At 63.7% G+C, this 20327-nt stretch carries 19 protein-coding genes and 1 tRNA gene; 10 read left to right on the forward strand and 10 right to left on the reverse strand.

Features of this window, described 5'->3' with window-relative positions; translation table 11 throughout:
- Window positions 1-520: 520 nt before the first annotated feature.
- Window positions 521-943 (reverse strand): response regulator, encoded by a 423-nt coding sequence (locus GGD66_RS34240; RefSeq protein WP_177237399.1) that lies wholly within the window; start codon window positions 941-943, stop codon window positions 521-523.
- A 494-nt stretch (window positions 944-1437) separates the two neighbouring features.
- Between GGD66_RS34240 and GGD66_RS34245 the strand changes: the two genes are divergently transcribed.
- The 4 genes from GGD66_RS34245 (at window position 1438) to GGD66_RS34260 (ending at window position 3918) form a co-directional block, all read left to right on the forward strand.
- The gene (locus GGD66_RS34245; protein WP_092261404.1) at window positions 1438-2148 is read left to right on the forward strand and encodes a Crp/Fnr family transcriptional regulator; all 711 of its coding nucleotides are present in this window, start codon (window positions 1438-1440) and stop codon (window positions 2146-2148) included.
- Window positions 2149-2337: 189 nt separating this feature from the next.
- On the forward strand, window positions 2338-3036 hold the full coding sequence (locus tag GGD66_RS34250; RefSeq protein WP_018322870.1) for a Crp/Fnr family transcriptional regulator: 699 nt from the start codon (window positions 2338-2340) through the stop codon (window positions 3034-3036).
- 156 nt (window positions 3037-3192) lie between these two features.
- A complete protein-coding gene (locus GGD66_RS34255) occupies window positions 3193-3570 on the forward strand; it encodes an Hpt domain-containing protein (protein WP_177237388.1) in 378 nt (125 codons plus the stop codon).
- Window positions 3571-3669: 99 nt separating this feature from the next.
- On the forward strand, window positions 3670-3918 hold the full coding sequence (locus GGD66_RS34260; RefSeq protein WP_092261406.1) for a hypothetical protein: 249 nt from the start codon (window positions 3670-3672) through the stop codon (window positions 3916-3918).
- An 82-nt stretch (window positions 3919-4000) separates the two neighbouring features.
- Here the strand turns inward: GGD66_RS34260 and GGD66_RS34265 are convergent, their stop codons facing one another.
- Window positions 4001-4624 (reverse strand): helix-turn-helix transcriptional regulator, encoded by a 624-nt coding sequence (locus tag GGD66_RS34265; RefSeq protein WP_018322867.1) that lies wholly within the window; start codon window positions 4622-4624, stop codon window positions 4001-4003.
- 337 nt (window positions 4625-4961) lie between these two features.
- Between GGD66_RS34265 and GGD66_RS34270 the strand changes: the two genes are divergently transcribed.
- Entirely contained in the window at window positions 4962-6125 is a 1164-nt protein-coding gene (locus GGD66_RS34270) for a hypothetical protein (RefSeq protein WP_183261093.1), read from the forward strand.
- Window positions 6126-6867: 742 nt separating this feature from the next.
- A complete protein-coding gene (locus GGD66_RS34275; protein ID WP_018322864.1) occupies window positions 6868-8082 on the forward strand; it encodes an EAL domain-containing protein in 1215 nt (404 codons plus the stop codon).
- Window positions 8083-8092: 10 nt separating this feature from the next.
- On the opposite strand, the gene GGD66_RS34280 is transcribed toward GGD66_RS34275, so the two are convergent.
- Window positions 8093-8953 (reverse strand): DMT family transporter, encoded by an 861-nt coding sequence (locus tag GGD66_RS34280; protein WP_092261508.1) that lies wholly within the window; start codon window positions 8951-8953, stop codon window positions 8093-8095.
- A gap of 163 nt (window positions 8954-9116) precedes the next feature.
- Between GGD66_RS34280 and GGD66_RS34285 the strand changes: the two genes are divergently transcribed.
- Window positions 9117-10490, forward strand: a complete 1374-nt coding sequence (locus tag GGD66_RS34285) for a PLP-dependent aminotransferase family protein (protein WP_409362394.1) — start codon at window positions 9117-9119, stop codon at window positions 10488-10490.
- Here GGD66_RS34285 and GGD66_RS34290 read toward each other — a convergent pair.
- The 7 genes from GGD66_RS34290 to GGD66_RS34320 form a co-directional block, all read right to left on the reverse strand.
- Window positions 10487-11092 carry a GDYXXLXY domain-containing protein gene (locus GGD66_RS34290; protein WP_183261097.1) on the reverse strand — a complete coding sequence of 202 codons (606 nt, stop codon included), beginning with the start codon at window positions 11090-11092 and terminating at the stop codon, window positions 10487-10489. The genes GGD66_RS34285 and GGD66_RS34290 overlap by 4 nt on opposite strands.
- Window positions 11089-12360: a DUF2157 domain-containing protein gene (locus tag GGD66_RS34295; protein WP_183261099.1), complete on the reverse strand. Its 1272-nt coding sequence runs from the start codon at window positions 12358-12360 to the stop codon at window positions 11089-11091. Before GGD66_RS34295 ends, GGD66_RS34290 begins: the two co-directional genes overlap by 4 nt.
- 267 nt (window positions 12361-12627) lie before the next feature.
- Entirely contained in the window at window positions 12628-14550 is a 1923-nt protein-coding gene (locus tag GGD66_RS34300) for a DUF3732 domain-containing protein (RefSeq protein ID WP_183261101.1), read from the reverse strand.
- Window positions 14547-15053: a three component ABC system middle component gene (locus GGD66_RS34305; RefSeq protein WP_183261103.1), complete on the reverse strand. Its 507-nt coding sequence runs from the start codon at window positions 15051-15053 to the stop codon at window positions 14547-14549. Before GGD66_RS34305 ends, GGD66_RS34300 begins: the two co-directional genes overlap by 4 nt.
- Window positions 15050-16210, reverse strand: coding sequence for an ABC-three component system protein (locus GGD66_RS34310; protein WP_183261105.1), 1161 nt, complete (start codon window positions 16208-16210; stop codon window positions 15050-15052). Before GGD66_RS34310 ends, GGD66_RS34305 begins: the two co-directional genes overlap by 4 nt.
- Window positions 16211-16514: 304 nt before the next feature.
- Window positions 16515-16604, reverse strand: a tRNA-Ser gene (locus tag GGD66_RS34315).
- Window positions 16605-17179: 575 nt separating this feature from the next.
- Window positions 17180-18334: an ROK family protein gene (locus GGD66_RS34320; RefSeq protein WP_092261413.1), complete on the reverse strand. Its 1155-nt coding sequence runs from the start codon at window positions 18332-18334 to the stop codon at window positions 17180-17182.
- 331 nt (window positions 18335-18665) lie between these two features.
- On the opposite strand from GGD66_RS34320, the gene rplU reads away from it, so the two are divergent.
- From rplU to GGD66_RS34335, 3 genes are all read left to right on the forward strand, one after another.
- A complete protein-coding gene (rplU, locus tag GGD66_RS34325; protein WP_008538808.1) occupies window positions 18666-19052 on the forward strand; it encodes a 50S ribosomal protein L21 in 387 nt (128 codons plus the stop codon).
- A gap of 103 nt (window positions 19053-19155) precedes the next feature.
- Window positions 19156-19425, forward strand: a complete 270-nt coding sequence (gene rpmA, locus GGD66_RS34330) for a 50S ribosomal protein L27 (protein WP_008137923.1) — start codon at window positions 19156-19158, stop codon at window positions 19423-19425.
- Window positions 19426-19579: 154 nt separating this feature from the next.
- Entirely contained in the window at window positions 19580-20173 is a 594-nt protein-coding gene (locus GGD66_RS34335; protein ID WP_026202082.1) for a GNAT family N-acetyltransferase, read from the forward strand.
- The last annotated feature ends 154 nt before the right edge of the window (window positions 20174-20327 follow it).

Below are 20327 nucleotides of genomic sequence, written 5' to 3' on the forward strand. Positions count from 1 at the left end.
GTTCGGCTCCTGCTCGAACTTCACCAACTGGTTGTCGACGGTGTCCAGGCTCTCGCTGGTCTCCGTCAAAAACTCCCGCAACAGATCATCCATGAGCTACGCCTTACTGACCTGACCCTGGACTTCGGCGCCTGCGCCGCTTTTTGGCATGGACGGAAGTCTCTATTCTGGATCGTTAGACATCCCTTTTCACAGTCCCGTTAATTTCATCCTCCGTCCTAATACGGATATTGAAGAGAAGTTTGCGGTTCGCCCGCATGCGGCTGCGCTATTCGGCAAAAACGACTCCGCGCCGCAACGGCGGGGATGCGTGAGGTAAACGGGCCGATAACAGCGGGCGAGGCGCGCCGGAAAATCCCGCTCTTGAAGGACGATAGGGGCCGCCTGCGGGGCATCGAACAGCGCCGCCGGCAACCGGAGGCGCAGTTGCGCCCCCCGGTTCGCGTCGGCGGCGCGATCTGCGTAGTCCGCAGACGCGGTAAACGAACGGTTACCTGTGGCCACAGCGGCCCGCGCCGCGCTAACCCAATCGCGCGGCCGAGGCGATGTCGCCGTCGGGACGATGCTCCGCCAGACAATCGTTGATGGCAGCGAGCAGCGCGTGCGGAGTGAACGGCTTGCGCAGACAGCGTGAGGCGCCGAGCTCGAGTGCCATCCGGAGGAAATCGGGTGCAGGCGAATTCAGATTTGCAAAGGCGTAGCCGGACATCGCGATCAGCGGAATGACCGGCGCCCGCTCGTGGAAGATCCGGATCGATTCGAACCCGCGCATGTGCGGCATGAAGATATCGATGATCATCAGATCGAATTGCTGGTGTTCGAGCGCGCGCAGTCCGGCTTCACCTCCTTCGGCAATCGTGACTCGAAAATTGTTACGCTGGAGATAGACCTCGATGGCCATGCAGACCATCGGGTCGTCGTCGACAACGAGAATATGGCGCAGACCTTCTGTCCCCATTTGAGTTTCCCGTTTTGGCGATTCAATAATTGAACCGTGGGGCACGCCGTTCTCCTTTGCTTTCAGTCGAAAAATGGATGGTCGCGAATGCCGTTGGCGGCACGGGGAAGATGGACGCGAAATCTGCGGCCACGCGACACCAGGCTTCATGGCAATAGTGGATGGCTGTAAATGCTGGTCCAACGGACGACACTGCGCGGGTCGACCGACGTCTGATCGCAGCGCGGATGCAATGCTTCCGGCTCATGACAGCCCCCTTGCAGCTTTTTCCTGCGCAACCCCTGCAGGACCCGGCGCACCGGCTCGAGAGCGAATCAGCGCGCCATTCTTATTTCCGCCGCAAATGCCGCAGCCTGTCTGCCCTCTAACGGGTATATGGACAGCGCCACAACCTTTACAATATGTTTTTGTCACCGCGCAACTGGATGACGAGCGGGCTTTACACCGATCGTACATCGAACACGCCGGATTGACCTTCGATGATTGCGAGCGGCCGCCCGTCCAACCAATTGCTGCAAATGCTCGACGCGGCAGATCTCGATCTGCTGCGCCCGCATCTCGCGACAGTCGAACTGGTCAGGAAATCTGTCTTGTGCGAGGCGGGTGCTGCGCTGAGATATGTCTACTTCCCGCATGGCGGATCCGTTTCGATCACGGTGGGCCTGTCCGAGGGACAGATGATCGAGGTGGCGATGCTGGGCCGCGACAGTGTCGTCGGTGGCGGCGCTGCGCTTGCCGGCGGCATCGCGGCGACGGACGCGGTCGTCTTGTTCCCAGGGACTGCTTCCGTGCTTGAAATCGCAGCTTTCCGTACGGTCGCTGCCGCAAGCGCGCCGTTTCGCCAGTTGATGGTCCGCCATGAGCAGGCCTTGCTAGCGCATGCGCAGCAGTCGCTGCTCTGCAATACGCTGCACCCGGTCGAGGCGCGGCTCGCGCGCTGGCTGCTGCGCGCCCGCGATCTCTCGGACAGTGAAATCCTGCCGCTGACCCAGGAGGCGCTGGCGCAGATGTTGGGCGTACGGCGCAATGCCGTCTCGCTGGTCGCGCATGCGCTGCAGCGGGCCGGCATCATCCACTACAGCCGTGGCCAGATCGAAATCCTCGATCTACGGGCACTGGAGAAGACGTGCTGCGACTGCTATTCGGCAGTGAAAGCCCACCACCTCCGCCTGGTGGGAACCGTGCCGTGACGACAGCTCGGCGCAATCAACTGTATGCCGGCGTGCACGCAGCGTGGCAGGACCGCTGCCATGGTCGGGACAACTTGTCCCAATTGCCAATATATCCCGACGTGAACATGATGGAACTTACGCGCGCTGGGCGTGATTTCGTCCATCGCGATTCGATGGCGCGGGAACGGGAGGCAGCTTTTGGAAACGATGGTGCGTTCAGCCAACGGTTTCCTGTCTGCACTGTCGGCAGACGACTATGAATCGATCCGCCCGCACCTGCGAACAGTCGATCTGCCCCATGACGCGGTGCTGGTCGAGACCGGCGAGGCGCTGAAGCGTGCGTATTTTCCCCACCGCGGCGTCATCTCGCTGGTGGTGAAGCTCGCCAAGGGCGAGCATGTGCAAGTCGCCATGATCGGGCGCGACAGCCTGCTCGGGACGCTCTCGACCATGGGCGATGCATGCGCGCTGAACACTGCCATCGTGCTGGTTCCGGGCGTCGCGTCGGTGATGGATCTCGACCGGCTGCGGATCGCCGCCGACCAGAGCAGCACCCTGCGCACGTTGCTGACGCGCCACGGGCTGGCGGTCTACGCCCAGGTCCAGCAGACGGCAGGCTGTAATGCCGCCCATCCCGTGGAGTCGCGGCTGTCGCGCTGCCTGTTGCACACGCATGACCTCTCGGGCGACTACCGGCTGCTGCTGACCCAGGAGGCCATGGCGCAGATGATCGGGGCGCGGCGCAACAGCGTGTCGCTGGTCGCCAACACCCTGCAACAGGCCAATTTCATCCATTACAGCCGCGGGCACATCCAGATCACCAACCTCGACGGCCTGCGCCAGACGGCGTGCGAATGCTACGCCACCGTGAAGGCCCAGTACGACAGGCTGCTCGGCGCGGGCTGAGGGCCGCACCCGCATGGTAAACTGCCGGCTAATGCCGGCCTGCAAACACCTTGTGTCCTGCTACCGGAACTGAAATTCGAATGCCGTAGACATTGGGCAGCCCTCGCGCCCGGACGTGCCGCGCGACAAATGACCCCTTATCAAGGCAGCAGGCCCATGTTTGAAGTCACCGTCGCGCCCGCGCAGGAGGCGCTCGATGCCGAGCCTGCGCGCGAGCCGCACGCTTACGAAGCGCTGGTGCGAGAGATCGGCGAGGGCGGCGCCTGCGAAGTGCGCGATGTATTCTGGAGCGAGACCGGTGCGCGCCTGCAATTGTTTCGCACGCTCTCGCTGGCGCAGCACCACGCCAGGATCGCGCGCGAAGCGCATTCGCTGAAGAGCGCAGCCGGAACGTTCGGCTATGCCAGGCTCGCGGCGCTGGCGCTGCGACTGGAGAAGTCCGCGGAGAGGCTCGGCGATAGCGAATTCCGCGATCTCCTGGACCTGATGGACGCCGCCTATGCCGCCGCGCGCGCGCAGGAGCCGCAGGGCTAACCGCTCGCGTGTGCATTCCCGCCGTACTTCTACGGTTTGGGATTTTTAGAGATGGCTAATCATAGGTGGCGATAGTCGCCGGAAACCAGGAGGGTTTCCATGTTCACCTACGAGACCGCGGACCAGAAAGAGGTTCGCCGCTTCCGTATCGCACAGTTCAACGGCCGCATGGCAACGGTGAAGGCTGGCGAGTCCACGGTGACCGGCTTCGTGCGTTCGGTGCTGGAGCATGAATCGAGCATGCCGCCCCGCTGGACCATCACGATCATCCCGAACGGGCCGAAGGAAGAGATCAAGCCGTTGCGTTCGATCTCGCGCGCGCGTCCCTTCGCCGAAGATTATTTCTGAGCGCGATCGGGTTTTTAAGACGTGCCGGGAAATCTCTCGGGGTCTTGTCCGCACCGCCTGCCGGCGATGCAACACACCAGCCTCAGTCGATCGAGTGCAGCAGCGCCGCGCGGACGAGATCCGCGGTGTTGCGCGCACCGAGCTTGCGCATCGCTTCGGCGCGATGGCTCTCGAACGTGCGCGGGCTGATCTGCATCCGAAGCGCGCCCTGCTTGTTCGAATAACCTTCGCTGATCAGGCTCAGCACCTCACGCTCGCGCTTGGTCAGCCGCTTCTGACCCGACAGGCTGAGGAGTTCGGCGCTCGGCACGCGCTGGGCCTGCTGGGCGCGGACGGCCTTCGATTCCGCGTCCTCGACGCTGGACGGGATCGACAAGCCACCCTTGTGAGGACCGGCAAGCTGCTTGACCACGCCGCAAACCCGCTCGGTTTGTGCCAGCGCGTTCTCGATCACCCGCTGCAAATAGGCGCGGTCGCCGGTCACGGGCGCGAGTTGATCGCTGTGATGCTTGATCTCGCCCATGTAGAGCAGCAGGGCAGTCAGGGGGCCGTTGAGCTCGCGGGCGATGGCAGCGGCCATTTCGTCTGCGGCTTTGGCCCGGGCGGCACTCAGGCGGACGAAATCGAGCTCTTCAGTTGGAGCAGCGCTGCTTTCGTACCATTCCGACGGCCGCGAATCGGTGGCCGTATCATTCTGTGACCCCATGTCACTCGTTTAGCGGAACCGGGGGCGGTCTGTGGTTAACTTTTTACTCCGTAAGACTACGGTGATTTTGTCGGTTTTGCGTTAAAGTGGTGACGTCGGCACAATTTGTGCTTGCGTTTGGCGGCGCGCGCCCACGCTGGGGTTGAGTTTTTCGCCGGAAACTTGGGCAGACAGGCGAAACCGTCCTTAACCGCAGCCTTCGCCCCGACGCCTCCCCCCGGTTTTTACGGATTAATTAACGGCGACTTGCTTCTCTTAGGGGAAGTTGAGAGCGCGCAAATGCCTCCACGCATTGGGCCCGCACGCCCGCGGGAAACGCTGCGAAAGATTGCGTGCCATGAACGAGATCGATCGGCTGTCGGAATTCCTGCAGAGGCTGACGCCGCTGTCGCGCAGCTGTCTGCTCAGCGAACTCGAACGGCTCGAGCTGTGCGGCATCGACATGCCCGGCTCGTCCGACATCCAGTCGCGCTTGCGCGCCGAATTTCGCAAGGACGGATCGACCCAGGCGCGCGCCACTAGCCCGTCGCGCTATTTCTTCGCGCCGCTCGAACTGCTCCTGGTCGATGGCGCGCCCGAGCACGCCAATATGGGGCGGATCTCGCGCAACACCCTCACCCCGATCTGGGAGTGGATCTGCCGCGACCTGCTGCCGACCATGGCACGCGACTACATCAAGGCGATCAACGACCAGGTCGCAGCCAACAACCCGAAGGAAGTCCTGAAGGTCGCCGCGACCTTCCAGACCAAGGTCGTCAAGGTGCTCGAGAGCACCTTCGCATCAGTGGAGAGCACCGAATCCGCGCGCGGCAAGCTCGCGCAATACACGGCCTCACGCACCGCCTTCGACGACGTCAGGAAGATGCAGCACGTGCTGCGCGCGGGCAATGCGCTGCCGAAATTCAACGAAAAGCTGCCTGAGAAGATCGCGAAATTCGACGACGGACGGGTTGCCCAGATCACCGCGCAGCTCGACGCCTTCAAGAAGGCTCATCCCGATGCGCTGCCCTTCGCGCTCGCGCTGGTGGCGAGGCGCCTGACGATGCCCTGGCAATTGGCGCGTCTCGCGACCAAGGCCGCTGCGAGCAAGAGCGTCACCGATGTCGCCGCGACGCCCTATGCCTGCGTCATTCCCATGGTGCTCGACCGGCTCGACGACAAGCGCCTCGCACTTCGGATCGCGCTCCGGCACAACCGGGTGCTGGTCGCCCGCGACCTGCTCGCCGAGATCTACGACACCGAATATGCACTCAAGGTGCGCATCGACGGCATCGAAAATTGCGAATGGGGAATCCGGCTCCAGCAATTGATGGATGCGATCGCGGCGCTGGTGTCCGCCGAGGTGAGCCGCTTCCCGTCCAATGTCGGCCACATCCTCGGCTCGCGCCGGCTGCGCAGCCACGACACGCTCGGCGGCAAGCTGACCTATCTGGCCTGGAAGGGCCGCGACGTGGTGCAGGACGGCGCGGCGGCGTTTCGCAAATTGATCGGGCAGACCTGATATCGCGCGAACCGCTGCACACTTTTCCGGTTCATGCTCATTGCGCGCGCGGCAGGCACAGGAAGCGATCGAGAAATCGCCCTGACATCACGACCCTGAACCACCAATACATCATTCGCCGCATCGTCATTGTCGTAATCCTCGACAGCCCACCACCGGCTGTGCCGAGCAATAGCGCAGGTGCAGCAATGCGCGTGTGATGCACTTCACATTTGCAGCCCTGGGCCCGGACGCGGTGTCGCAGAACCGTCACGAGCGAAAGCGATACTTGCGCGCATCGCGCGAAGGCGAATCCTGCGAACGTCGCCGTCGCTCGCTCCCGATGCACCGCAAAGCGATCGGGAGAGCAACCGCCGCAATGCGGGGCCGCCCACCGCCGACGACGCGCTCCTGTTCACCGTCTTCGTCGCGCACGAGCGGGCGCACACCCCGAAGAAACGCCGGAAATTAATCTGCGCTGGTCGCGTCGTTGCTTCGAAAGGGCACACATCTGCATCGCTCATCTTCATCCACCGGCAAGCGGGACGCAGCTTTCATCGCGCGAGAGACATTTCGCGTGCGCTGACAGTCGTTGTGCGCGTGGTGCTCGGGTATGCGAACTCTTTGCGAAGAGTCTGTCGACAAATTAGCTCGAATTGCAGGGTTTAACGTTACTCAAATAATTCAAGAACGATGTGAAGCTCTCCTTATTTGAACCCACGCTCACCGTTTAAGAAACCGTCACGGAACGGGAGTGGTGTTGATGAACGATGGGATGGTTGAACTCGTCGGACGAAGGCCTGTGACCTTCGGACGACGAAAGGTAACGCCGCGCGCCTGCGTGGCCGATAGCAAGCGGCATCTGCGCGCCTTCCTCAGCGAGGTGCTGGAGGATCTCGGCTTCGTCACCAGCGAATGCGCCAGCTCGGACGAGCTGCAAACCGTGCTCGCCACCGAATTGCCGGACCTGATCCTGCTCGGCGTCGCCGCCGACGGCATCGAGCCGGGGAGATTCCTCGAAATATTGGTGCGCGAGGCATTTGCCGGCAAGGTTCTCGCCGTCGGCGCCCGCGAGTCGATCATCGTCAAGGCCGTACGGCAGGTCGGCGAGGAATATGGCCTTGCCATGCTGCCGCCGCTGACCACGCCCTTTGCGGCGGAAACGCTGCGCGAGCGCATCGCCATGCTGCTGCCGGAAGAGCCGGCGCCCAGTCCCGCCGTGCATGTCGGCGAGGCTCTGCACGCCGGCTGGCTCGAGCTCTGGTACCAGCCCAAGATCGACGCGCGCACGCTGATCCGCTGCGGTGCCGAGGCGCTGGTGCGGATGCGGCATCCGACCTGGGGCGTGGTGCCGCCGGCTTACTTCATTCCCGAGGAGCGCGATCCGCATCTGCGCGACCTCTCCGAATTCGTGATCGAGCGCGCGATACGGGACTGGCATTATCTGCTGGAGCAGCAGACCCCGGTCGATCTCTCGATCAACCTGCCCGCGTCTTATCTGAAGGAGCCGCAGGCGGTGCGCGATCTCTGCCGTCGCGTGCCGACGCATCCGGCCTTCGGCGGGCTGACGGTCGAGATCGACAGCGAGGAGGCGATCCGCGATCTCGATCTCCTGACCGAGGTCGCGCGCGAGGTCGGGCTGCACAATATCGGCCTGTCAATCGACAATCTCGGCGCCAACTGGCCGGCGCTGATGGAGCGGGACAAAGTTCCCTTCGTGAAGCTGAAGGCCGACCGGCAATTCGTCACCGGCAGCGGCAGTGACCGGTTGAAGCGCACGGTGTGCCGTCACATCGTCGAGCTCGCGCAGGGCTTTGGCGCGCGCAGCGTGGCCCAGGGGGTCGAAAGCCGCGCCGACCTCGTCGCCGCCAACGAGCTCGGCTTCGATCTGGTGCAGGGCTTCCTGTTCGGCAAGCCGATGCCGCTGAAGAAGTTTGCAAAGGGCGCGCTGACGAAGACGGTGATGGGGCAGGCGTGAGGCACAAGCCTCACGCAAACCGCCGCGCGAAGAACACGCAGGCGACCACGAGGACGGTCGCGACGATCATGCTCCAGGCGACGGGCTCGTGCAGCAGCAGGCCGGCGAGCGCGAGACCGAAGAACGGCTGGAGCTGCTGCAACTGGCCGACGCGCGCGATGCCGCCGATCGCAAGGCCGCGGTACCAGAAGATGAAGCCGACGAACATGCTGAAGATCGAGACGTAAGCGAGCCCGATCCAGGCGGGCACGCTGACGCCGTTCCAATTCGCCGGCCAGGTCAGAACCGCGACCGGCACCATCAGCGGCAGCGCGAGCAGGAGCGCCCAGGAGATCACCTGCCAGCCGCCGAGCCGGCGCGACAATGCGGCGCCTTCGGCATAGCCGAGGCCGCACAGCACGATCGCGGCCACCATCAGGAGATCGCCGGCGAGCGAGGCCGAGCCGCCGTTCGACAAGGCAAAGCCGGCTACCGTGGCGCTGCCGAGGATCGCGAACAGCCAGAACAGTGGCCGCGGCCGCTCGCCGCCGCGCAGCACGGCGAAGACCGCGGTCGAGAGCGGCAACAGGCCGATGAAGACGATCGAACGGGCCGAGGTGATGTGCTGGAGCGCGAGCGCCGTCAGCAGCGGGAAGCCGACCACGACGCCGATGGCGACGATGGTGAGGGAGGCGAAATCCGTTCGCTGCGGCCGGGCCTGCCGCAGCACGCCGAGCACGGCCACACCGATCAGCGCCGCGATGACCGCACGGGCCGATGTCAGGAACAGCGCGGAGAAGCCGCCGACCGCGACGCGCGTCGCCGGCAGCGAACCGCTGAAGATGATGACGCCGAGCAGGCCGTTGCCCCAGCCGCTCCCCGCAGATTGCATGTCCGTTCCGCCTTTCGAGAAGCGCGATACTCGGCTGTCGGCGGTGGCACGGCCAGTCACAATCCAGTACAATCCGGCAAATCTGTATGGGTATGGAAGGTGATACACCTTGGACATCGGAGCGCCATCGAAGGGACGCGGCGGCACGCGGACCATTGACGTGATGAGCGCGATCCGCGCCAAGGTCGCCGGCCGCGCGCTCAGTGCCGGCGACCGCCTGCCATCGGTCCGCAGCCTGGCCGCCACGATGGGTGTGTCGCCGTCGACCGTCGTCGAAGCCTATGATCGCCTCGCGGCCGAAGGCCTGATCCGCGCCCGTCGCGGCTCCGGCTTCTATGTCTCGCCGACGATCATGCCGCCGCTTGCGCTGGCCGAAGCCGGGCCGCGGCGCGACCGGGAGGTCGATCCGTTCTGGGTCTCCAGGCAATCGCTCGATGCCGACGCGGCAGTGCCGAAGCCCGGCTGCGGCTGGCTGCCGGCGGAGTGGATGCCGGAAGCGGCCTTGCGCCGCGCCGTCCGTGCCCTTGCGCGGACCGATGCGGATCTCTTGACGGACTATGGCAGCACGCGCGGCGGATTGGCGCTGCGCCGGCTGCTGCTCGCGCGCCTTGCCGAGGATTCGATTCCCGCGTCGGTCGATCAGCTCATGCTGACGGGCTCGGGCACGCAAGGCGCCGACCTCGTCTGCCGCTTCCTGCTCCGTCCCGGCGACACGGTGCTGGTCGACGATCCCTGCTATTTCAATTTCCGCGCGCTGCTGCGGGCGCATCAGGCCAGGATCGTCGGCGTGCCCTATACGCCATCGGGCCCTGACGTCACCCGCTTCGAGCAGATCCTCGGCAGCGAGCGTCCCAGGCTCTACATCACCAATTCAGCGCTGCACAATCCGACCGGCGCGACGATGTCGCTTGCGACCGCGCACCGGCTGCTGACCGCGGCCGCCGCGCACGACCTCACCATCATCGAGGACGACATTTTCGGCGATTTCGAGCCGGAGCGCTCGCCGCGCCTTGCCGCGCTCGACGGGCTCACCCGCGTGATCCGCATCGGCAGCTTCTCCAAGACGCTGTCGGCCTCGGTACGCTCAGGCTACATCGCCGCACGGGCCGACTGGATCGAGCATCTCGTCGACCTCCAGGTCGCAACCAGCTTCGGCGGCCCGAGCCCGGCCGCGATCGAGATCATCGCAAAGGTGCTGGCCGGCGGCAGCTATCGCAAGCACATGGACGAGCTCCGGCAAAAGCTCACGCGGACGCGCCGCGACGTCGCGCGAAAACTTGGGGCGATCGGCATCGAGCCCTGGCTGGTGCCGCGCGGCGGCTTCTTCCTCTGGTGCCGGCTCACGGGCGGACAGGATGCCGCGCAGGTCGCGCGCGCCGCACTGGAGGAAGACGTGGTGCTCGCGCCGGGCAACGTGTTCAGCGTGTCGCAAACGGCCCAGCACTTCATGCGCTTCAACGTGGCGCAGATGAACGATCCGCGAGTGTGGGAGGTGCTGCGGCGGGCGTTGAAGGCGGCGCCGGAACCGCCGCGCTAATACAGCGGCTCCTCATACACCGGCTCGCCGTCGAGCAGCAGCCGCTTGATGGCGGCGCGGCCGGAGGGCAGCACGGCGGCGACGACCCGGATTTTTTGCTGGTTGCGGGCCTGCTCGAGCTTCTTGCCCTCGCCTTCGGGCACGAAGTAGCTTTCGAGACCGTATTTGATCGGCAAATTATCGCAGAAGGTGTGACGGCCCGAGCCGCAAGCCCCGCCGTAATTGGCGACGCGGCCGCGGATCAGCACGTCGGGAGCCGTGACCGGCACCGGCTCGGCATGCACCGAGACCGCCTGATAGAGGCCGTTGGCATTGGGCGCGAGCTTGACGAACACGACAGGATGGCGCGCGTCAGCCGGCTTTCCGGCGAGCGCGCCGGCCGGCACTTGCGAGATGTCGTAGCGGAGCACGACATAGTCGCCGCGCAGGAGATCGCGGGGATCGACCGGCTGCGTCTGCAAGGTCACCTCAACGCCTTCGCGCAGGATCTGCATGCGGTCGGCGACCATCAGCACCAGCAGCAAGCATTGCAGCAGCACAGCGACGCCGAACAGCACGGCTTTCGGGATGCGCTGCCAGAGTCCGGTGATGGTACCGATCATCGCTCAGCCCTCGGCAGCATGCGATTGAGCGCGGTGGCAAAGACCACGGCGATGATTCCGGCCCCCGCAAGAAAGGCCGAGCGGCGCAGCAACGAGCCGTGCACCGCCCAGGTGATGCCGGCGATGACGCCGGCAATTCCGAGCCAGCCGGCGGCGATCCGCGGGCGCACGTCATCGAGCACACCGGAGACGACGAGGCACAGCATGGCGCAAAGCAGCGCGGCGTAAGCGAACCAGGGCTCGCCGGCCGTGGAGACCGGCCAGACCGGCGCGGCGAGCAGCACGAGCCCGATCGCGCATGATGCGAGGATTTCACCTGCGCGCTTCGTGAGCATGGCGGAGACGAGGGCGAGGATCACCCCCGCGGCCCCGCACAGGATCGCCCAAATCGGCTGGGCCGGCGCCGTGCTGCTCCTGAAGCGAATGATGTCATCGACGGTCGCCACCTCCAGGACGGCGACGCCGGCCAGCGAGAACGCCCCGTAGATCGACAGGACGGTCCCGAGACGGAGCGCCCGCGGCGAGGGCCAGGCTGCGAGCGCGAGCCCCGCGCCGAACAGCAGGGCGGCGCCGTTGGCGAGCACGAATGACGGCTGGGCGCCGTCGAGCTCGAAGCGGAGCGACGTCGCGATCCACCACGGCAGCACCGCGAGCGCGACGAGATGAGCGGCGGCGCGCGAATTCCAGGCGAAGGCGAGAACTGCTGCAATCAGCCAGACCGCCACGAACGGAAGATGCAGGACGTCGGGCGCATCATAAGTCCGCATGCAGGTCCAGATGCCGGCGGCGACGAGACCGACCGCGAGCGCACCGCGCGAGCCGGTCAGCAGCGCCGCGGCGAACGCGCCGATCGACCACAGCAGCATGCCGCCGGCGAAGTCGTCGCCGAGATGATACATCTGGCCGACCAGCGCGATGCCCGCACCGAAGATGATCGCACCGACGCTGGCGCAGAGATCGGCGAGAACGTTGCGGCCCGTCGCCGCGAACCAGGCCCCGAGGCCAGAGGTAGCGATCATGCCGGCGAGCAGGATCGCGAACCGCAACAGCCGCGCGATCTCGGTCCAGTGCGCCGCGACGAAGGCGAGGAACGCGGCCGCGATCAACAGACCGCCGACGATGCCGACGACCACGGCGATGTTGATGCCCGGCGCTAGCTGCGGCAGCGCATTGCGGATCGAGGCCGCCGCCGCCGGCGCGATCACGCCATCGGCTTCCCATTGCGCAAGATCAGCCTCGAGGCGGTCGCGGTAGGACTTTTCGAACATTGGGGTGGGTTACCTCGGGCCCGGCGGATGGCGGGGCATTGCTAGGTCGGAGCGTGGGGGCGGTGGGTTCAAGGGGGTGGCGGCCTCCGAGGGACTTTGACCCCGGACAACAAAAAACGCGAAAACAACCCCATGCACAGTAGACGGAGGCTGGAAGATCAATGGGTTACGCGGGGGCTTCAACAGGACACGCGTCGGGCAAAGCCCAGGGGCCAGCCGATGATGCGGCGCGCAGCGCGGCAGTTGTGGACATCGGTCCGTAAGCCGTCATTGGCTGCGCGTGTCCCATTCGGGCGGCACGAGGAAGCGGTTGCGGCGCCATTCCTCGACGATTGCCGCCTCGAACCACTCATCCGCTAGATGGGCGTGGTCGAGTACGATTAGTTGAAGGCCATCGATCTCTTGGCACGCGCGGTGCATCAGTTCGAACAGGGACTGCACTGCATGCCGGTCTTTGTCGTCAAGCGGATCGAGGCTGCCCTCCTGATCGCGCTCGGCGGGGTAATGCGCTTGGCTGGGCTGGTCGAAGATCAAGGTTGCTGGGACCGGCCGATTGCGCTTCCTGAACCACCAGTGCAGCGCCAGATAGGTCAGCACATGATAGCCAACCCAATTCTCGCCACTGCCCATCCGGTTGAGCGGTATCGGGCCATCGAGCGTATCGGCGACAACCGTCAGCTTTTTGATGTCTAGCCGGAGTTCGCTACCACTGTGCTCAAGATCGAGGGATTCGGCGAAGACCGACATCTGCTTGCTGATGAGGTTTAGATATGTGTCGAGCCGCTGCGCAATGTCATCGGCGTTCACGGCCGCCTCGAGTGTTTCGATCCTACGCTTCGCTATCTCGATCATTGGCGACAGGTCCGGTTCGCTCTCGCTCGGTCGGACCGCATCGAGAAAGGCGCTGATCCGGCCCACCACCCGCGCCTGATCGACTAAGAGATCCTGCTGCGCCTTGGCCCGAGCATCGTCCGCGATTAGGCGGGATAGTGAATTCTGCGCCTCAACTAGTTCGCGCTCAAGATTGCCTTTCCGCTGCTCCAAACCCTCGATGTGGCGCTGGAGATGCGGCTGCTCGACTTCGACCGCGGCGAGTTGGTCGCCGACAAGGCGCAGCGCATCGGCGACTTGGGCACTGCCCGGCGTGGGCACATCGAGCAGGGCGTCGCAGAGAGGGCATTGATGCCTGTCGGTTTCGGCTTTGAAGAGACCAATCGAGCTGAGACGAGCGCGTTGTTCATGGCCTTCACGCGAATAGGAACTCTGCTCAAACAGCATCATTCGCGAAGCCCGCACCTCGTCGTTCAGCCGTTCAAGACTGGACCTGAGCGTCGCCTGCTCACCACGAAGCCGATTGATGGACTCGCCAAAGTCGGGCAGTGCCGTGTTACTCGCGAGATCGGTACGCGCGGCGCGGTCAAGCACCTCCAGCGCGACATCGATTTCGACCGGCTCATACTCCGGGATGATCAGGCCGACGCGCTTGCCGTCCGTTATCAGTCTGCGGATGCGAGCGATGTCGACATTGTGCGCCTCATTCTGTCGCTGGGCACGTTGCTCGAGTTCGCGCAACGCCTCTCGGGCGATATCGAGCTCATGCTGCCGGAGGAAGTGTTGCTCATCGACCGCGCCAACGAAATAGGGCAGTGTGTCCTTGATCGCTTGGGGGATGAACTGGTCGCCTTGACGATGGAACAGCCGGTCCTCTTGTTTTTGGAAGCACATGAACAGGGCATGTCGGATCGTCGCCTCAAGCGGCGGTCGCGTGCCGCTCTGCGGTCGATGCTCGTTCTCCGAAATGCCGACGAAGCGCGACAAGAGCGAGATCAATTCGGACTCGATCATATTGCGCGCGAGTTCGCCGAACGAGGGCGCTGCGACGAATGCGCCGCGACGAACGTAAATTTCGCCGCCGGTATCCGTGCCCGGACCAGGATTCTTACGCGCGACGAACAGCACGTCTTCACCGTTCAAGAGGCGCACCGCAAACCAGGAAACGCTGCGCCGGATCACACCTTCGGCGACATTGCAGGTGCTTCGGCCCAGGCAGTAATCGATGATGTCGATGATGGCGGACTTGCCAGTCTTAGAGTCGCCGGTGATAACGTTGAGGCAGCCGCTCTTGAAGCTGAGTTCCCGCTGATCGCCTGAGTGAGAATAGAGTACGATCGCGCCAATGCTCATGCTCATGGTTTAATCCCCCAGGCGGCCAAGATCGTTGAAGCCGTACCCGCCTTTGCAAGCCAGCGACCCAGTAGGCGGGCAGCTGCGACGCATTCGCGAGCATCGTCGGTCAATGTGTGTTCGAATTTCTTCGTGACTGACAGCGGCTTGGGTCCGAGAATTACTCCCCCATCGCTGGCGAACGCCAGAACCGTTCGATCTACCGCGAAGCGGAGCGCTTCCTGCACGATCGGGCGTAGCGAGCGGGCGCGCTGCGCAAAGCCAACCAGCACTTCAGGATTGCGCTCCCGCCATGAATAGAGCGAGGTAAGCGTCGAACCGGGCAGCGCGCGTCTGGTCTTGCCGTGCAGCGCGATCGGCAGCATGCAAAACAGCAACACATAGGGCACGGCTTGTCCCCTCGACTTCTGGTACTCCTTTACGAACTCGTGCAGCACGGCGGCACAGAAGGCCGGGTTGAAAAGATGCGCTTCCTCGCGTGGACGCTCTTCCCAAGGCTGGAGACTCACGCGGCCTGACCCCTTGCGGGCGCGCCGAACATGTTGCCGTGATCGGGATGCCAACCTACGGTCACACCATCAGCGAGAATCTGATAGGAACCCGCGCAAAGCCATTGTTCGTGACGATTGCGGAATGGCGCTTGGGCCCGGCTTGCCCAATGAAAGAGGTCGCGGCCGAACGATTTCTTCTCGCCGTCGCTCACGGGTTTGCCGCTGCTTTCGCGGGCCAGCCGCTCGCGCTTCCAGCGCTCGACCAGATCGGCGTCGTAGCGCGCCGCCTCGCCATCGAGTAGCGCATTCTCTCGCGCCCATGTCGATCGTTGCGCCGTCGCCCGATAAAAATCGAGTTTAGCCAGCTCGATTGACTCCTCTGCAACGTCGACACAGCGCATCTGCCGTACGAAAATGCGGCCGTCGGATTCAGGCAGCGCGCTGGCCGAGACTGCGAGCGCTTCCGGGCTGATCAACAGCTCATTATTGCGAAAAGCACGGGCGATCTCGTCGATCTTCGCACGTAGCGCCAACAGAGATATCGCGGGCGCATTGGAATCGGCGAGACAGTTGACAGCTTGGGCAAACCACCAGCCTTCGAGATGATCGACGAGGTCGGCGACCTTTCCTTCGGGGGCTGAGAAAAACAGTTGCTCTTCAATCTCGCTGCGCGCGTTGGTGATACTCGGAGCATTGTCGTGAATCCGCATCGCCGCGAGGAGATTTGTTTGGTTTTGGTCCGAGAGGGCGAGGAAGGCCTTCCGGCCCGCCACAGTCTCTTGACTCGTCGAGTTCGTGGCGGCTGTTTTCAGCAGGGCCAGCGCTTTTTTCTCTGCGTCGGCGAACGGCCGCACCGCACGAAGCAGCTCGGCAGCCGAGCCGTTAGGCGCTAACGCCGTGGTGATGATGGTGAACCGACGCTCGAAGGGCAGTTGCGGATCTGCGGCGATCGCCTCGCTCCAGATCCGCAGCGTCTTCCACAGATCGACGCTCATATCGCTCAGGCTGGCCGGATTTACGTGATGCTTGAGCTGGAGATGTTCAGTAGCCGTGCCATTGTGCTCGAATGCCACATCGTCGAAGCGCTCGATTGACACCGACAGGCCGGGCTGAGATTTCGTCTCTAAGATGGAAAGAAGCAGTGCCTCGCGGCACTGGTACAGATACCCGAGCATTGACCCGGTTGCGTTATAATTCGCAGTGATAGCGCACCCCCGTCTTGTCGCGAAGCGTCGCCTCAGCTTCATAACCTTAAAGGCTATGTTTCTCGAAAAAAGTTGTAAAGTATCAAACTCTGCAACTTGCTGCAGGTATTGGTCCCCACACGACAAACGGCTGCCCGGTGTCTGCTTCCCTAGCCCATCATTGGAAGCAGGCATGGCACTGACACCTGCCAATACGCAGCCTAAGAGAACCCGCGGGTGTGGCGGCTTCGGCCTCCCAGAGGAGGAACGGCGGCAAGCAACGACGGATGCTGACTGGCGGAGAGGGAGGGATTCGAACCCCCGATAGGCTTGCACCTATGCCGCATTTCGAGTGCGGTGCATTCAACCACTCTGCCACCTCTCCTGAAGGCGCCATGGAAGGAGCAGGGCCCCTGTGGTTGGGGGCGTTAATAGGCGAGGATGGCGGGCCAGACAAGGCTGGGAGGGCGAAAATCCGCTGCCTGTTTCGCCCTCTGCCCGCCCCTTCCCGGCGCGAACGGGGGGAAAGGCGGTCCGATTAGCGATTTGCCCCGTTTTTCGCGCGCGCGAGGCGTCCGCTTCGACAACCCCAATGCGGAGACACCCTCTCCCCAACCCTCCCCCGCGCGCGGGGGAGGGGGCGCACCGCCTTCGGAGCGGGCGTCTCATTGCATGTTCGAAAAAACGGGGTGGGACCGCCAGACGCGGTAAACACTGGCGGTCCCGTGCCGCTCATTGCAATACTGGCTGGGAAGGGCGGCTTCGCCGGCCAGGTGAGGCGACAATTCGACCCTAGCGTGCGGCCTCGGCGCCGCAACGCAATCCGGTCCTTAACCTAACCAGTCAAGGTTACTCTGGAGCCCGCTTCCGTTCCGATGACACCGGAACGGGGCTCCAGTTTCCCCGTTTTGCGCGTTTTCTTGACGCGAACCGGTGTCCACTTCGCTTGAAAACGCGCAGCTAGTCGCTCTTGGCGCTGTCCTTGTTGTTTTCCTTGTTGTTTTCCTTGGCCTTTTTCTTGCCGTTCTCCGTACTGTCCCGGTCCTTGGCGCTCTCCTTGCGGCGGTTGGTGAAGCGCGCATTGCCAAGGCCCGTGCCGATGGTGAGCACGCCCCAGCGTTCGACGTCCTGCATGAACGGCACCTCGGAAAGGCCCTGAACCACGCCGTCATTGTGCATCAGGATCGCGGTGTCGTGCTCGCCGATCTCGGGGATGCCCTCGATCAGGCTCGCCGGCAGGTTGAACTTGCTGCTCTCCCAATTGCCCGGCAGGTTCTGCGCGCCCTTCTCGATCGAGCCGTCGGCATTGATCACGCCGGGACAGGCGATGCCGATGAACGGCGCGAGCTTGAAGCCTTCGTTCTCGGCTTCCGTGATCAGCCCCTTCAGCATCTTGGTGAGGCGCTTGACCGCACCTTCGCGCGTCGGCTCGTCGTCGGCATGACGCCACAGCTCGGATTTCACGACCTTGGCCTTCGACAGATCCTTGGCCTTCCTCCAGTTGGTCTCGACCAGGCCGCAGCGGATGTTGGTGCCGCCGATGTCGACGGCCAAAATGCTGTCATAGGCCTCGAAGATCCAGGACGGCGCCAGATGCAGCGCGCCGACCAGGCCGGCCTCGTCGGGATGATGGCGGATCGGCATCATGTCGATCTTGAAGTCCTCGGATTTGAGGATGATCTCGGTGCGCGCGATCGCGAGCTCGCCGAGCCGGGAATCGCGAAAGCCGCCGCCGACCACAATGCGCTCGGTCTTGGCCCAGGCCTTGGTCTTGAGGAAACGCCGGGTGACATAGGCAAGCTCCTGGGCGAAATCCTCGATCGCGCTGTGCACCACCGCGGAGGCCTCGGTGTCGTCGCCGACCAGGATGGCATCCAGCGTCTTCTTGCTGATCTCCTCCGAGGGCTCCTTGCCGAACGGGTCTTCCCCGGTCTTGCGCAGCGGCTTGCGCCAGCGGTCGAGGATGTCGCGGAACGCGCCCTTGCTGGCGCGATCGCCGAGAAAACCGTCCTCGTCCTTCATCTCGATGTTGAAACTGTCGATCTCCACCGACGGCAGCCGCTCCGCGCCGTGATGGGCGATGCCCGTCGCCTTGACCAGTTCGTCCGTTGCCATGGTAAGCCCTTGCCCGCATGTCGATTTGCGAGGACAACGGCAAGGGAACCCGATGGTTGCAATGCTATCCCGCAGATTCGACGAGGCGCCGGAAGAGGTCCAAGGCCTTCAAATCCGGGCCTTTTTCCGCGGTTTTCCTTGACTCTTCTCTGCCGGCGGCTATAAGTCCCACACCCGGCGCGGGGCGTTTCTCGCGCCGCTTGTTTTTGCGTGGGTTTTCAAAGGGATAACTCCCGCCCGCACAAAACTCGATAAACCCATAGCGACTGACAAAAAGCCGACCCCGACGATTACAGTCGCGAGGCCGGGATTGAACACGGAGAAAAAAACGATGTTCGCAGTCATCAAAACCGGCGGCAAGCAATACCGCGTCGTGCCGGATGATGTTCTCGAAGTAGGCAAGATCGAAGGCGAAGTCGGCTCGATCGTGCAGCTGAATGAAGTTCTGGTGGTCGGCGGTGACACGCCGGTGCTGGGCATTCCGACGGTCGCAGGTGCGTCCGTTGCGGTCGAGGTGCTCGACCACAAGCGCGGCCCCAAGGTCATCGCGTTCAAGAAGCGCCGCCGCAAGAATTCGCGCCGCAAGCGCGGCTATCGCGACGAGATCACGGTGCTCCGCATCTCCGAGATCCTGACGGATGGCGCCAAGCCCACCAAGGGCCCGCGTCCGAAGAAGGAGAAGGTGGCGAAGGAGCCGGCAGCGGAAGCCGCCGAGTAACGCAGAATCGATCACGCCAATTCACGAATTGATGCGTGAGAAATTTTGAAATGATTCCGTCAAGGAATTGATCTAGAAATACGCAGGATTTCGGAGACGAGCCATGGCTCACAAAAAAGCAGGCGGTTCATCGCGCAACGGTCGCGATTCCAAGGGTAAGCGCCTCGGCATCAAGGCGTTCGGCGGGGAAGTTGTGATTCCCGGCAACATCATTGCGCGTCAGCGCGGCACCACCTGGCACCCGGGCCTTAATGTCGGCATGGGCACGGACCACACTCTGTTCGCCAAGATCGAGGGTCGCGTCACGTTCCAGGCCAAAGCCAACGGCCGCACTTTCGTATCGGTGCTCCCGCTCGCAGAGGCGGCTGAATAGACGGTGGATCAAATTGGAGTCCGCCGGTCCTACCAAACCGGCGGAGTCCTTAAGATCGCAAGAGATCGAAGGCTCCAAGGGGGAGGCGGGAAACCGGCCTCCCCTTTTCTTTTGACTTGCTCACTTTGACTTAGTGACTTTCACGGAGCCGGACATGTTGCAGGATTTCTCGAGCGCGACCTTGGCTGAGGCGAGACCTGGTGTCGTCGCCACCGAACGGCTGACCTTGCGGCGACCGACTCTCGCCGATGTCAGGACCATCGCCCGGCTCGCCAACGACCGCCGCGTCGCCGAAAACACCCGCCGGCTGCCACACCCCTATTCCCAGGACGACGCCGTCGCCTTCGTCCGCGCCACTGCCGCGCTCGGCAGCGAGACCGTGTTCCTGATCGAGCACGATACCGGGCCGGTCGGCATGGTCGGCATCGACTGCTCCACGCCTGGCAATGCCGAGCTCGGCTATTGGCTCGGCGTCGAGCATTGGGGCCAGGGCTTTGCCACCGAGGCCGCGCGCGGCGCGATCGACTTCTTCTTCGAGGAGTTCGAGGACGAGCATCTCTATGCCGGCGCGCGCGTCACCAATCCCGCCTCACGCAAGGTGCTGGAGAAGTGCGGCTTCCAGTGGAGCGGCGTGCAGCTGCACCGCTTCCTGGCGCTGGGCTCGTCGACGCCGGTCGACTGCTTCCGCCTCTCGCGCGGCGTGTGGGCCTCGCTGAAGAGCTGGAGCAGTGCGCGAAGGATGAGGTAGGGGGCGCACTGCGTCCTCAATCACCAGTGTCGCCCCCGCGAAAGCGGGGGCCCATAACCACAGGGAGGAGTGTGAGGCAAAGCGCCCACTCCGAGTCTTCGCAAAACATCTCCCTGTGGGTATGGGTCCCTGCTTTCGCAGGGACGACGGCGTG

Origin of the sequence: Bradyrhizobium sp. CIR48 (assembly GCF_014198315.1) — a bacterium.
Classification (GTDB): Bacteria; Pseudomonadota; Alphaproteobacteria; order Rhizobiales; family Xanthobacteraceae; genus Bradyrhizobium.